Source organism: Gordonia sp. N1V (genome assembly GCF_029269935.1).
Taxonomy (GTDB): domain Bacteria; phylum Actinomycetota; class Actinomycetes; order Mycobacteriales; family Mycobacteriaceae; genus Gordonia; species Gordonia polyisoprenivorans.
Genome location: NZ_JARJDD010000001.1, coordinates 204653 through 218222 on the forward strand (window position 1 = coordinate 204653; position 13570 = coordinate 218222).

Here is a 13570-nt window from a genome sequence, read left to right on the forward strand (position 1 = left end):
CAAACGTGCATCGGCCGAGATTGATCAGCCCCGGGGCTGCCGTGCCTGTTCGATTGCCTGCCACTTGCGCCAGTTGTGTCGAGCATCACTGAGTGCGTCGTGGGCGTCGGCGGGTGCCGACGGCAGGGGTGGGCGCCCCGCGTATTCCCAGTGCTGACGCAGTTCGCGGGTGAAGCGCGGGATCGTTCGCGGCAACGCGGTCATCGGACCCCACAGCTGGCACAGCACGACGTGGTCGTAAGCGCCCACCCAGGCCCACAATTCGACGTCGCCGGGCTCCGCGGTGAGGAAGTCCAGGAGGTCGTCACGGATGGCGCGCCGGGACCGCCACGCCCGTGACGCCGGCGACGGCAGCTTGGGCAGCACGTTCGCCCGAACCCAGTCTCCCGCCCGGCCCGGATCGAACTCGGTGGACACCGCGTAGAATTCTCGACCGTCCTCGGCGACGACACCGATCGAGATGAGATCGATCGTGGTGCCGTCCTCGATAAACTCCGAGTCGTAGAAGAACCGCATACTGGTAAGTATCACCCGCCACCCGGCGAGGGTCGCCGCCGGAGAGGAACGAAGAGCCCGTCATGACGACAATGCTGACTTCGGTGGATGAGCGGTTGCGCCGCTGGTCGCCGACCCGGCGCGCGCGCATCGTCATCGGCGTGATCTTCCTCGCCTCGGCGGGGATGCAGATGTTCGGGGTGCCGTTCACCTCCAGCTTCGGCACCCGGACCCGCATCGACCTCGACGTCTACCGGATCGGTGCGCAGATCTGGCAGCAGGGCCAGAGCCTGTATGCCGACGGGTCGATGCCGTTCACCAGCGACGGCATCTGGTTGCCGTTCACCTATCCGCCGTTTGCCGCCCTCGGCTTCGTCCCACTCGGTGCCATGCCCCTGGCGGTGGCCGGGGTGGTGATGTCTGTGCTCACCATCGCACTGCTGGTGCTCATCGTCCACATCGTGCTGTCGTTGTTGTCGCTGGGCGCCCGCACCAACCGCTGGTGGCTGGCGGCACTCGTTACCGCGGGTGCACTGTGGCTCAATCCGGTGTGGATGACGATGGGTTTCGGTCAGGTCAACGTCATCCTGATGGCGATGATCCTGCTCGACGTCTTCGTCGTCGCGCGCGTGCGCAAGCCCTGGACGCGGGCGCAGGGCATCCTGGTGGGTCTGGCCTCGGCGATCAAGCTGACCCCGCTGGTGTTCGTCGCCGTGTTCGCCGTCGCCCGCCGCTGGCGCGCGGCCGCCACCGCCGGACTCACCTTCGTGCTGGCGGGCGCGTTCGCGGCGGTGTGGCTACCGCGCGATTCCTTGGGGTACTGGACGCACACGCTGTTCCACACGACGCGGATCGGCGATCCGGCCGGACGCATCAACCAGAACCTCAACGCGGCATGGGTGCGCATTCTGCCGGGCATCGACGGTCAGATCGCCTGGGTGCTCAGTTCGTTGGCGGTCACCGTGCTGGCGTTGTGCGCGGTGCACGTCTGCCGTCCCCGGGAGGCGTTCGCGGCGGGCGCCGGCCCCGCGGCGCGGATCAATGCGGTGCTGGCGACCTGCGCGATCGCGGTCTGGGGTCTGCTCGTCTCCCCCACCTCGTGGGCGCATCACTGGGTGTGGGCGATCCCGCTGATCCTGACCGCCATCACGGTCGCCGCGCGCACGTCGTCTCGCGGCACCAGGATCGCCCATCTCGGGTTGGCCGCGCTCGGGCTGATCCTGTTCTCCCTCGGGCCTTTTCAGTTCCTCCCACAGAGTTCGGCCTCGTGGTCGGTGCTCGCGCAGATCGTCGGGAGTTCGTATTCGATCTGGGGTATTGCCGCCCTCGTGGTGATCTGGCGGTTCCCGGCCGAAGGCTTGCGCGCGCCGAGTGCCGACGAGGCCACCGGCCGGGCCGAACTCGCCCAGACCCACACGAGCTGAGGCGCTCGCCCGCTCAGGCTGCGGGCTTGGACTCCACGGCGTCTGCGGGCGTGCGCTCCTTGAGGCTGGCCGCGTAGACGTCGACGTACTGCTGCCCCGACAGACGCATCAGCTCGTACATGATCTCGTCGGTGACGGCACGTTCGATGAACCGGTTGCCCTGCATGCCCTCGTAGCGATCGAAGTTCAGCGGCTTACCCACCCGGACGGTCACCTTGGTCGGCCGAAACATCACCGTCCCAGGCGGATTGAACTTGTTGGTACCGATCATCGCGACCGGGATCACCGGCACCCCGGTCTCCAGAGCGATCCGCGCGAGCCCGGTCTTGCCCTTGTAGAGCCGACCGTCGGGTGATCGGGTGCCCTCGGGGTACATGCCCATCAGCTCACCCTTTTCGAGCTGCCGGCTCGCCGAGGTCAATGCACCGGCGGCCGCCTCCGCCCCGGACCGGTCGATGGGGATCTGCCCGACCGCGGTGTAGAACCACCGCTGGAATCCACCCTTGAGCCCGGTACCGGTGAAGTACTCGGCCTTGGCCAGGAAGTAGATGCGACGCGGGCACATCAGCGGGAGGAAGAAACTGTCCATCACCGCCAGGTGGTTGCTGGCCAGGATGGCCGGTCCGCGCGCCGGAATGTTCTCCAGCCCTTCGATCGTCGGCCGCCCCAACAACCGGAGCAGCGGGCCCAGCAGCACGTATTTGAACACCTGGTACCACATCGCGTGTGTCACTACCCTTCGTCGCACCGACGAGCGCTTTCCGGCCACTCGATCCGGTTGTGAACTCTACTCACCCCAGCCGGTGCCCGTGAGACATCGGCCACCCGACGGACAGGACTGTGGCATCCGCCGACGCCGCCATGAGGTTCCGGTCGCCATCACGCATGGGCATCGGGCGCCGTCGGACATCGAGGACATCGGACATCGGGACATCGGGACATCGGGACATCAGACATCGGCGACCTGCGGCACGCGCGCACTGATCCCCTGGCGGGCGACCTCGGCGGCACCGAGCACCCCCGCGTTCTCACCGAGTTGCGTACCGCGGATGCGCGCGAGCTGCCGATGGCCGGCCCCGGTGATCAGACGCGCATAGTGTTCGCGGGCCTCATCGAGGTACAGCCCCGACGCGGTCCCGACACCGCCGGCGATGACGATGAGATCGGGGTCGAAGACGTCGGCGATCATCGCCAGCCCCTGGCCGAGCGAAGCGGCGAACTCGGCGAAGGCGGCCACCGCCACCGCGTCGCCGTCGGCGGCGGCACCGGCCACCCGTCGGCCGGTCAACGACCCGGGGTCGGCGGCCACGTCGGTCGCGAGCTGGCTGCGACCCCAGTCGCCGTCGGCAAGCAACTCGACCACTGTGTCGACCAAAGCCGTTCCGCTGCAGTACCTTTCCCAACATCCGCGCTTACCGCAGGAGCATGGACGGCCGTCCGGGACGATGGTGAGGTGCCCGAGCTCCGGTGCGACACCGAAGCTGCCGCGATAGATCTCCCCGTCGATCAGCAGCCCCGCACCGATGCCGGTGCCGATCGCCAGCACCAGCACATTGTGTCCGCGGGCCGCCGCCCCGTAGTGACGTTCGGCCACCGCGGCCGAGTTCGCGTCGTGTTCGGTGAACACCGGGATACCGATGCGCGCGGTCATCTCCTCGGCGACCCGGGCCTCCCGCCATGGCAGATGGGGGGCGAATCGCACCACCTCGCGATCGGGGGTGAGGAAGCCCGCGATCGCCATCCCGACGGCCTTGGCCGCCCAGCGCGAGGTCAGCTCGCCGACCAGACGGTCGAGGCAGTGTTCGAGGGCCTGGGCCGTCGGCGGGGTCGCCGCGCGCAGGGTGTCGAGCATGACGCCCGAGTCGTCGACCACGGCGGCACGCACGCTGGTGCCGCCGATGTCGATGCCGATTGTCAACTCGCCCATCACTTCTCACTTTCCGATGTCGGGTCGACCACGCCGTGTTTGCGCGACGCACCGGTCGGCGGTGTCTGCGGGGCGGCCTCGAGTCGCACCGCGATCGGCTGGTAGCGCCGCGGTGGTGTCCCGGCGTCGGCGGGCGCGCTGCGCAAAGCCGCCGCGATCGCCTCCAGCAGGGTGATGAGTGCGGCGATCAGCCGCGCGAGCAGATCCCCGATCTCCTGCATCAGTGAGGTGATCTCACCGACGGCGGCCGCAGCCGATCCGTCGCCGAGGAAGGCACCGGCCGCGGTGGGACCGCCCGATCCGGACGCGGCCGGTCGTGCGGTGCCGGTGGGCCCCGTTCTGCCGGTGGGCCCCGATGCACCGGTGCCGAACCAACCCGCGACGACGTCGATCTGGGCGGCCAGCGCGAGCAGCAGGTCGCGTAGTGGGTCGCCCGTCGACTCGCCACCGCGCGCCGAACCCGACCCGGTGTCGGCGCCACGGCTGGTGTCGTCAGTGCTCATGCCCTCGCCTCATACGCTCGGCTCATCCGGTCGATACTCCATCTGGCGATTCGTGTGCACAAGCACGGTACCCTCTGCGGCACGCCCGCCTCCATTCCGGGGGCGCGCGCTTGCGCAGCCTCAGGCCTGACGGTCCCGTGGCCAGACGGCCGGATCCGGGGTGAAGCGCACCCTGATCCGTTGGCCGTCCCAGCTCGCCTCACCGACGTGGCAGCGCCGCAGCACCGACGGCAGCCGCACCGCGTGACGGAACCCGTCGACGGTGACGAGCAGGTCGTCGCCACTGCGGCCCAGGTCGAACCGGCTGGGGTCGGGCAGCCGCTGCTCCCACGACATCTCGAAGACGGTGTCGAGCCCCGTACCGGACACCGTCCTCACCTCGGCATCGCCGCTGCCGCGCGCGGCGCCGGTCGGTCGGGCAAGTGACACAGCGAGTTTGCGTAGCCGCGCCGGTCGATCCAGTGGGGCGGCGGCGAGCTCGACGGTGGACACGGCCACGTGCGGGTCGTCGACGACCACCTCGACGGGCGCGCCGGCACCGACGCCCCGGTTCACCACGATCGATCGCATCGGAAATCCCATCAGGTCGGCGATCGCGAGATGTCGGGGGAGCGCACCGGCGCCGCGTGCGTCGGCCGCCACGACGAGATGCCCGGCGACGACGTGCGGATCGGTGAGCAACTCCGCGATGTCGTCGCAGTCGCCGGCGATGGCGTCGACGGCGGCGGTCAGCTGCGCGAGCATCGGTGTGTCGGCGGCCGCCGCGAGACGTCGGTGGCGCGGCCACAACCGTTCGAGGGCCTGCAGCAGGATCGTCGGCGCCCGCAGCAGGGAGTACGGATCGGCCACCCCGGACAGATCGACGACGATGCGTTCCCAGGTGCCGCTGGTGGCCTCGTCGCGGATGCGCCGCAGCAGCAGGAATTCCTCGACGCCCGGCAGCGCGGCGAGTTCGGCGGCGTCGATGCCGGCCAGCGTGGCCAGCACCGGCAACCTCGTCTTGGCGCCCCGGATACCGGCGGTGAGCAACTCGGCGAACACCGCCCAGGTCTTCTCCAGCGACTCCAGCCGGTCCAGGGTCAACAGGTGTACGCCCGAGGAGACCGCGACGCTCGAGCCGGGCATTCGGAAGACCCCCAACAGATCCGGGGTCGGTGAGAGCCGGTCGACGGTGATCAGTAGGGTGTGGCGGTCCGGCCGGGCCAGCGGTGCGCGGGCGCGGTTACGACCGCGGTCACGACGCAGTGCTCCGGCGGCCGCGACCACGGAGATCCCGGACCCCCCCGGCCCCAGCACCACGTGGATGGGAGTGAGATCGATCAGCCTTCGACCCTCTTCTTCAGGTCGTTGAGGGCGGCATCGGTGATGGCCTTCTCGGCGCGTCTCTTGAGTTGCCCGATCATCGGCACCATCAGGTCCACCATCAGTGTGTAGGTGACCTTGCTCGAGCCGGGCACCTGTTGGACGACCTCGTAGCGGCCCCGCTGATCGCGTTGCAGGTCACTGGAGACCAGCTCCCACGACACCCCGGTGCCGTCGGCGTCCCACTCGTACCGCAATTCGTAGGTGTCGCGCAGCACCCCGGCGTCGAGCACAAACCGTACCCGGCGCGCGCGACCCGCCGAATCCCGTTCGCTGACTTGGACTTCGCGGGCCGCACTGACCCATTCGGGATAGTTGTCGAAGTCGGCGATCACCGCCATGATGTCGACGGCGTCGGCGTTGACCACGATCGAACGTTCCGTGCGGTCGGCCATCACGCACCCGTCCGGCCGGACGCGGCCGCGGGCTCGCCGACGCCGCGACCGTCCTCGAGGACGTCCTTGCACTCGAAGGCCATCACCTTGCCGGCCACCCGGCGCTGCCGGTTGAGTTCGGCGAGCAGGTCCGCGCGCTCTCGGTCCGACCGCCCGCCGCCGACCACCGACGCGGCCGGTTCGGCATGCAGGAAGTAATGCAGGACGAAACCGTCGAGCACGGGCTCGCACCAGATCTCCATCGTCCCGTCGATCGGCCCCGACACGCGCCAGCGCACCCCGGCGGCCGCCCGGTCCTCGACGACCTCGAGATGCAGATCGGGCCACCATCGGCGCCACCTGGTCCGGTCCCCCACCACGTCGGCCGCACTCACCGGGTCCGCGGCAACGAAGGTGTCGTCGGCAACCTGAATGCTCGTCACGACTCCAGCTTCACATATCGGCGCGGCCGATCGGTAGGCAACGTCTGCTCCGGCATCGTCTGCACCGCACGTGCCTCGCGGCGAACCCGATCGGCGGCGCAACGACCTCACCCGGTCCCGGCCCACCCCGCCGCCTCGTGCCAACGGTCGTCGTTACGATGGTCAGGTCATCGTTGACGGTCGAAAGGTGCAGGATATGAGCGAGTACAGCGTTCCCGCGAGGTTCACCATCGAGGCCGATGAGAACGCCACCTCGATCATCTTCGGCATCGCCGAACGCACGCCGGGCCAAACCGTCTTCCGCCGCAAGGAGGGAGCGACATGGGAGCCGGTGCGCGCCGATGACATCGCCGCGCGGATCACCGCTCTGGCCAAGGGCTTGATCGCCTCCGGCGTACAGCCCGGCGATCGGGTGGCGCTGCTGTCGGCGACCCGCCTGGAATGGGTGCTGCTGGACTTCGCGATCTGGTCGGCCGGGGCGATCACCGTGCCGATCTACGACTCGTCGTCGAGCTCGCAGATCGAGTGGATCATGACCGACTCCGCGGCGTCGACGATCATCGTCGAATCCGACGAGCACCGGAAGCTCTACGAGGGCGCGAGTCTCGACCATCCGGTGCGGGTCCTGCAGATCGATCCGGCCGACGGGCCGGGCGCGGTCGAACAATTGACGACCGCGGGCGCCGAGGTCGACGACGACGAGGTCACCAAGCGTCGTGCGACGGTCCACGCGGGCGACCCGGCGACGCTGATCTACACCTCGGGCACCACCGGCCGCCCCAAGGGGTGCGAGCTGACACACGCCAACATGCTCTCGGAGGTCCGTGGGGTGCTCGAGGGCAACATGTCGCAGTTGCTCGCCCCCGGCAAGCGGTTGCTGATGTTCCTGCCGCTGGCCCATGTGCTGGCGCGCGCGATCACCCTGGTGGCCATGGAGGCCGGTGTCGAGGTGGGCTTCACCAACGACATCCCGGGCCTCGTACCGGAATTCGCGGTGTTCAAGCCATCGCTGATCCTCTCGGTACCCCGCGTGTTCGAGAAGGTCTACAACACGGCCCGCCAGAAGGCCCACGACGAGGGCAAGGGCCGGATCTTCGACATGGCGGCGGCCACCGCCATCGACCACGCCGCCGCCGCCGAACGCGGCGACGTCGGAATCGTGTTGCGCGCCAAGCACACCCTGTTCGACAAGCTCGTCTACGGCAAACTCCGCGCCGCGCTCGGCGGCGAGTGCGAGCTCGCGATTTCCGGGGGCGGGCCACTCGGGTCACGCCTGGGATTCTTCTTCTCCGGGATCGGTATCCCGGTCTACGAGGGCTACGGCCTGACCGAGACGACTGCGGCGGTGACCGTCAACACCCCGGGCGCGGTCAAGATCGGCACCGTCGGGAAACCGTTGGCGAGCAACGCCGTTCGGATCGCCGAGGATGGGGAGATCCTGCTGCGTGGCGGCGTGGTGTTCAAGGAGTACTGGCACAACGAGGAGGCCAGCGCCGCCGCCATCACCGACGGCTGGTTCCACACCGGCGATCTCGGATCACTCGACGACGAGGGGTTCCTGAAGATCACCGGGCGCAAGAAGGAACTCATCGTCACCGCGGGCGGCAAGAACGTCTCGCCCGCCGGCCTCGAGGATGTCATCCGTGCCGACGCCCTGGTCTCGCAGGCCGTCGTGGTCGGCGATCAGAAGCCGTTCATCGCCGCATTGATCACCGTCGACCCCGAGGCCTTCCCGGCGTGGAAGGAACGCAACGGCAAGCCCGCCGACGCATCGGTGGCCGACCTCGCCGACGACCCCGACCTACGCGCGGCGATCCAGTCGGCCGTCGACGAGGCCAACAAGACTGTCTCGCACGCCGAGTCGATCAAGAAGTTCCGGATTCTCGGTGACGATTTCAGCGAGGAGACCGGCGAGATGACCCCGACGCTGAAGGTCAAGCGCAACGTGGTCGTCGACAAGTACGCCGGCGACATCGACGCGCTCTACGCCAAGCGCTGAGTCGCCCGTCGGCGCCGCCTGGGTCGTCGACACCACCGGCCGGAGCCGATCACAGCAGCTGACGTAGCCGCGCGGCCATCTGCGACCACTGCCAGTGGTCCTCGACGAATCGGCGTCCCTGACGGCCCATCTCGGCGGCGGCGTCGCGATCGGAGAGGATCCCGATGAGCGCGAGCGCGACCCCGGCGACATCGGTGCCGTCGACGACGGTTCCGGTGACCCCCTCGCGGACGGTCTCCGGGGCGCCGCCGGAGAGGCCGGCGACCACCGGCACACCGCAGGACGACGCCTCCAGGTAGACGATGCCCAGGCCCTCGACGTCGAGGCCCTTGCCCCGGGTGCGCGCCGGCATGGCGAAGACGTCGGCGATGGTGTGGTAGGCGGCGAGTTCGGCGGCCGGGACCGGCCCGGTGAACAGGACGTGCTCACTGACACCCTCCGCGTGGGCGATGTCGTGGAGCTTCTCGGCGTAAGGTCCGCCCCCGACGATCACGAGTGCGGCGTCGGCGATCTCCGACCGGATCAGCGGCAGTGCACGGATCAGGACGTCCTGCCCCTTGCGCGGCACCAGCCGTGACAGACACAGGATGGTGGGTCGGTCACCGAGTCCCAGCTCGGCACGAAGTCGTCGGCGCGACGCAAGATCCGGAGCGAACCGGGTGACGTCGACGCCCGGCGGGAGATACTCCAATGCGGCACGCGGACCGAACGCCGACGCGAATCGGCCGCGGGTGTAGCGGCTGACGTAGGTGATGACGTCGGTGTGGTTGCCGATGTAGCGCAGGATGCCGCGCGCCCCCGGGATCATCGACCACCCGACCTCGTGCCCGTGTGTGCTGGCGATGATGCGGCGGGCCCCGGCCCGACGCAGATATCCCGACAGCACCGCCAACGGCGCGGCCGCCCCGAACCACACCGTCGAGATGTCTTCGTCCCGAATGATTTTCGCGGCGCGACGAGCGACGAATGGGGTGGGCAACATCAGCGTCGTCGGATGCCGATAGACCCGGTAGGGTACCGCGGCGTCGAACTCCTCGTGGCTGCGTCCGCGCCAGCGCGGGGCGTAGACCACCACATCGTCCGGATCCAGCAGATCCACGAGATTCTGCAGGTAGGACTGGATTCCGCCACGCCGCGGCGGAAAATCGTTGGTCACCAGGAGCGTTCGGTGCGTCACGCCACCATCCTTGCCGATCTCATCGCAGTTCGGCCGTCAGCCACGCCCGCCACCGGGCAACGAACTGGGCCCGCGTGATACCCAGGGTGGCCGACAACGCGGCATCGGCGCGCGTGGCGTCGCTCGATGCACCCGCCGCCACGTACAGCGCCCGCAGCCTGGGTTCGCCGAAAGTCGCCGCGACGAAGGTCGCCACCGACCAGGCCGACTGATAGGCCGTCCGCGAGGACTCGGCGTCGACGGAGAACTGCTGATCGGTCGGCAGATCGGCCGGGGTGTCACCGGCCTGCACCGCGGCCGCGAGATCCGGGGCGGCATCGGCGGGACGTGTGTAGGTGCCCTTGCGCCCGACGTACTCGGCCACTCCCTCGGTGAGCCACATCGGCGCGGTGGTCGCGGTCTGCGCGCGGGTGGCGACGTGGGTGAGTTCGTGACGCAGGACCACGCCGAGTGCCGGTGCGGGCAGGTCACGGGCCACCGGGGTGAGCAGGACACGCTGGCCCGTCACCGAGCCGGCGGACAGGTCGAGGTGGGCGTAGATGGTGGCGGCCGCGGCGGTGTCGGTGGCCGAGGCGGCCAGGGCGTGGAATTGGTCGTCGGCGGCGGTGCTCACCACCACCGAACGCTGGGGCCACCCGGTCCCCCAGAACGCCGATACCGCGGCGATCGCGCCGGGCAGCAGGGAACGGATGCGGGCAACCATCTCGGCGGTGGGGCCGGGCGCCGTCGAACCAGGGGCCACAGAGCCGGGAGCCACAGAGTTGGGCGCCACAGAGTTGGGGGCCGGTGCGCCGGAGGTGGCCGCGGGATCGTCGGCGCCGTCCGGATAGGACGCGATGACCGAGGTGCCACCCGCGGTGGGAACGTCGGCAACGGCCAGCGCCGGCAGGTCCCACATCTGCGTCGGCGGTGCGGGCTCACCGGCCAGGGTCGAGTCGCCGACCAGTTTCCAGGTGTCGTCGTAGCGGGCGGCGACGAGCTGGGTGTCGATCACCACCTCGTCCTCGTCGATGCCGGGGGTGCTCACACCGCCGAGCGCGACGTGCAGTTCGACTGGAGCCACCCAGGTGTCGGAGCTGCCCTGCTGATCCAGCCGTGCCTGGACGTCGGCGCCGACCAGGGTCTCGACTTCCTCGGTGGGAGCGAGCTGGTAACGGAACTCCTTGAGCTGCAGCCGTTTTCCGCGTCCCGGCGTGTCGGGGCGACGCACCGCCGACGACAGGTTGTCCTGTACGGTCTGCAACCGGGCGCGCAGCGCCGGATTGATCGACGGGTCGAGCAGCGCCGCGAGCTGATCGGGGGTGCCCGAGCGCAGCGCGGTCGACAGCGCGTCGAGGAGCTGTGTCACGCCCTGGGAGCGCTGGTCCAGATAGACGTTGCTCGTCGACACCGGTGCCGACGACGAACTCGTGCCGGAAACGACACCGTCACCGTCGCCTCCGCAGGCCGTGATCAGCAGCGACGTGACGACGAGCACCGCACCGGCGCTCGTGGTCACCCCGGTGCGCAGGGTCGCCCACCGCGGGCGGAGCACGCCCATCGCCCACTGCGGGCGGAGCCCGCCCATCGCCCACCGCGGGCGGAGCACGCCCCTAGTACCGACGCGCGGAGTTGTACGGTCCCGCGTCGTCGATGGGGACGACCTTGACCGGCACACCGAAGGTGGAGGCGTGGATCACGTAGCCGTCGCCGACGTACATGCCGACATGCGTGGCGTCGGGGTAATAGATGATGAGATCGCCGGGCTGCAGATCCTGGCGCGAGACCGGCGTGCCGCCGGCGAGTTGCGCCTCACTGGATCGCGGCAGGAGCTTGCCCGCCTGCTTGAACGCCCACACCATCAGGCCCGAGCAGTCGAATGAGTCGGGGCCGGTGGCGCCCCACACATAGGGATCGCCGATGCGGGTCAGCGCGGCCTGCACGGCGACGAGTGCGGGGGCTGTCCCGCGGGGTACGGCTGCGGGGTCGAAGTCGAAGCGCGGCCCCGCGAGCGCGGCGAGCTGCTTACCCGTCAGGCTCTGGTAGATCACCCGGATCTGGGCGGCCTGTAGCTGCAGTTCGGCCTGCTTCTTCTGCAGATCGCCCCGCACGCGTTCGGCGTCGGAGACCGCGCGGGTGGCTGTCGAGGCTGCCGTATTCGCGGCGTCGCGGTCCGAGACGGTTTGGGCGCGCACCTTTTTCAGCGCCGACAGATCGGCGGCGGCGCGACGCGAGACCATCTCCAACCCGGACATCTGGTCGAGCAGGGTCTGGGGCGAGTTGCTGGTGAGGACGGCGTAGAGCCGGTTGGACCGGCCACCCATATAGCTGATGCGCACCAGCGAATCGAAGCGCGTCTGCAGCTCGTTCAGCGACACCTGGGAGCGGTCGAGTGAACTCTGTGCGGCAGCGGCGGCCTTCTTGGACTGCGCGACGATGCCACGCTGTTTGTCGTACTCGATCTGCGCGTTGTGCATCTGTTCGGCCGAGGTCTCGGCCTCACGGCTCAGCGAGGTGTAACGCGCCAGCAGCTGATCCGCCGATTGCGGCGGGTCGGCCACGGCATGCGGCGTCCCGAACACCGCACCGATCTGCGTCAACGCGACCGCGAGCACCGCGATCACGGTGGTCAACGCCAGGCGCGCCGATCGGTTGGGACCGATCGCCGATCCGGCTCCCACGATTGTCACCACATTCCCCTTGCCACTTCCCCACGGACCCGGGCTCGTCACCTCTGCCTCAACCGGGGCGTCGTAGTCCTCGACGCGTTCGGGCGAATCGCGCTGTGCGCGATCCGCCCGAATACATGCTCACACGTTCTCACCGAGAGCGGGATCAGTATCGGCGAACCCCGGTCAGCGACCATGCGTTGACCGACGCCTTCTGCACCGGGACACCCTCGGTGGAGGCGTGGATGAACTGGCCGTTGCCGATGTAGAGACCGGCGTGGCTACCACCGTTGAAGATCAGGACGTCGCCCGGCTGCGCGTCAGCGTAGTTCACCGCGCGTCCACCGCCGAGCTGGCCGTAGCTGTCGCGCGGGATCGTCTTGCCGGCCTGCTGGTAGGACCAGTAGACGAGACCGGAGCAATCGAAGGCATTGGGGCCGGCGGCGCCGTAGACGTAGGGCGCGCCGATCTTGGTTTCCGCGGCACGAACGGCCTTCTCGGCAGCACTCTGCACCGGGGCGGTGATACCGCCACCACCCGGGCGGAACTGGTTCGGAACCTGATTCTGATCGATGCCGGGCACCGTGAACTTGCCGAGATTCGGGATCTCGATGGTCGCACTGGGCGCCGGAGCCGGTGCGGCAAGGGCCGGACCTGCGGCTACGGCGAGCGAGCCGACGGTCAGCGAGCCCGCGATCATCGCCTTCTTGGCGATGCCTCCGCGATTCGGCTGTTCCAAACGATGTTTGGCCACGAAACGAGTTCTCCTTTGGTTCTCCCTTGACCGCCTACCGAGTTAGCTGTCGGGTTCGGGCCGAGAGAATGGCCCTACGCGATCCGGACACAACTGTGTCCAGGGCGCGACTCACCCCAATCCGGATTGCTCCGAAAACGTGTGGTTCCCCGGTTCGTCCGTCGGACGATTGAGCGGTGATCTCCCCAGACCGCTTCGGTTTGAAGCGGGACGCTCTGTGAAGGTCTCGGAAAGGTTACGAAATCGGATGCGTGTCTGTCCACTAGGGGACAAAGGGCCCGATTCGCAGTGACGGCTAACCGGCTCGCAGAATCCGCAGACCCGGGCGCGAACCGGGTCCGCATGCAGGGCCGATGGCAAGTTTTGCCGATCGTGCAGACGCCGTGCTCACCATCGAAGCAGCAGCGAACACATCGACCGCGGAGCAGATCTCGGCGTCGGAATCCCCCACCTCGCGGGCCACC

Annotated in this window: 13 protein-coding genes and 1 riboswitch; of the genes, 2 read left to right on the top strand and 11 right to left on the bottom strand. The window is 68.9% G+C overall.

Annotated elements, in window-relative coordinates:
* Positions 1-24: 24 nt before the first annotated feature.
* Positions 25-516: a polyadenylate-specific 3'-exoribonuclease AS gene (locus P3L18_RS00910; protein WP_014360367.1), complete on the bottom strand. Its 492-nt coding sequence runs from the start codon at positions 514-516 to the stop codon at positions 25-27.
* Between the two features lie 71 nt (positions 517-587).
* On the opposite strand from P3L18_RS00910, the gene P3L18_RS00915 reads away from it, so the two are divergent.
* Positions 588-1919 (top strand): glycosyltransferase 87 family protein, encoded by a 1332-nt coding sequence (locus tag P3L18_RS00915; RefSeq protein ID WP_276113133.1) that lies wholly within the window; start codon positions 588-590, stop codon positions 1917-1919.
* 13 nt (positions 1920-1932) lie between these two features.
* Here P3L18_RS00915 and P3L18_RS00920 read toward each other — a convergent pair whose 3' ends face one another.
* The 6 genes from P3L18_RS00920 to P3L18_RS00945 all read right to left on the bottom strand — a co-directional run bounded on the left by P3L18_RS00920 (position 1933) and on the right by P3L18_RS00945 (position 6528).
* Complete coding sequence (locus P3L18_RS00920) at positions 1933-2640, bottom strand: lysophospholipid acyltransferase family protein (protein ID WP_276113134.1); 708 nt, start codon at positions 2638-2640, stop codon at positions 1933-1935.
* Positions 2641-2868: 228 nt separating this feature from the next.
* A complete protein-coding gene (locus P3L18_RS00925; RefSeq protein ID WP_014360370.1) occupies positions 2869-3846 on the bottom strand; it encodes an ROK family protein in 978 nt (325 codons plus the stop codon).
* Positions 3846-4349 carry a hypothetical protein gene (locus P3L18_RS00930; protein ID WP_094600712.1) on the bottom strand — a complete coding sequence of 168 codons (504 nt, stop codon included), beginning with the start codon at positions 4347-4349 and terminating at the stop codon, positions 3846-3848. Before P3L18_RS00930 ends, P3L18_RS00925 begins: the two co-directional genes overlap by 1 nt.
* 120 nt (positions 4350-4469) lie before the next feature.
* Positions 4470-5648 carry an ArsA-related P-loop ATPase gene (locus tag P3L18_RS00935; RefSeq protein ID WP_006370530.1) on the bottom strand — a complete coding sequence of 393 codons (1179 nt, stop codon included), beginning with the start codon at positions 5646-5648 and terminating at the stop codon, positions 4470-4472.
* Positions 5649-5668: 20 nt separating this feature from the next.
* Positions 5669-6106 carry an SRPBCC family protein gene (locus P3L18_RS00940; protein ID WP_276112974.1) on the bottom strand — a complete coding sequence of 146 codons (438 nt, stop codon included), beginning with the start codon at positions 6104-6106 and terminating at the stop codon, positions 5669-5671.
* Complete coding sequence (locus P3L18_RS00945; RefSeq protein ID WP_006370532.1) at positions 6106-6528, bottom strand: hypothetical protein; 423 nt, start codon at positions 6526-6528, stop codon at positions 6106-6108. The genes P3L18_RS00940 and P3L18_RS00945 overlap by 1 nt, the downstream gene beginning before the upstream one ends.
* Positions 6529-6724: 196 nt before the next feature.
* Here P3L18_RS00945 and P3L18_RS00950 point away from each other — a divergent pair, with 196 nt between their 5' ends.
* Positions 6725-8527 carry a long-chain fatty acid--CoA ligase gene (locus P3L18_RS00950; RefSeq protein WP_211544606.1) on the top strand — a complete coding sequence of 601 codons (1803 nt, stop codon included), beginning with the start codon at positions 6725-6727 and terminating at the stop codon, positions 8525-8527.
* A 49-nt stretch (positions 8528-8576) separates the two neighbouring features.
* On the opposite strand, the gene P3L18_RS00955 is transcribed toward P3L18_RS00950, so the two are convergent.
* The 4 genes from P3L18_RS00955 to P3L18_RS00970 form a co-directional block, all read right to left on the bottom strand.
* Entirely contained in the window at positions 8577-9704 is a 1128-nt protein-coding gene (locus P3L18_RS00955) for a glycosyltransferase family 4 protein (RefSeq protein ID WP_014360374.1), read from the bottom strand.
* A gap of 19 nt (positions 9705-9723) precedes the next feature.
* On the bottom strand, positions 9724-11271 hold the full coding sequence (locus P3L18_RS00960; protein ID WP_276112975.1) for a hypothetical protein: 1548 nt from the start codon (positions 11269-11271) through the stop codon (positions 9724-9726).
* 25 nt (positions 11272-11296) lie between these two features.
* The gene (locus tag P3L18_RS00965) at positions 11297-12376 is read right to left on the bottom strand and encodes an NlpC/P60 family protein (protein ID WP_006370536.1); all 1080 of its coding nucleotides are present in this window, start codon (positions 12374-12376) and stop codon (positions 11297-11299) included.
* 142 nt (positions 12377-12518) lie between these two features.
* On the bottom strand, positions 12519-13106 hold the full coding sequence (locus P3L18_RS00970; RefSeq protein WP_006370537.1) for a C40 family peptidase: 588 nt from the start codon (positions 13104-13106) through the stop codon (positions 12519-12521).
* Positions 13107-13122: 16 nt separating this feature from the next.
* A riboswitch (cyclic di-AMP (ydaO/yuaA leader) is annotated at positions 13123-13292 on the bottom strand.
* Positions 13293-13570: the final 278 nt, after the last annotated feature.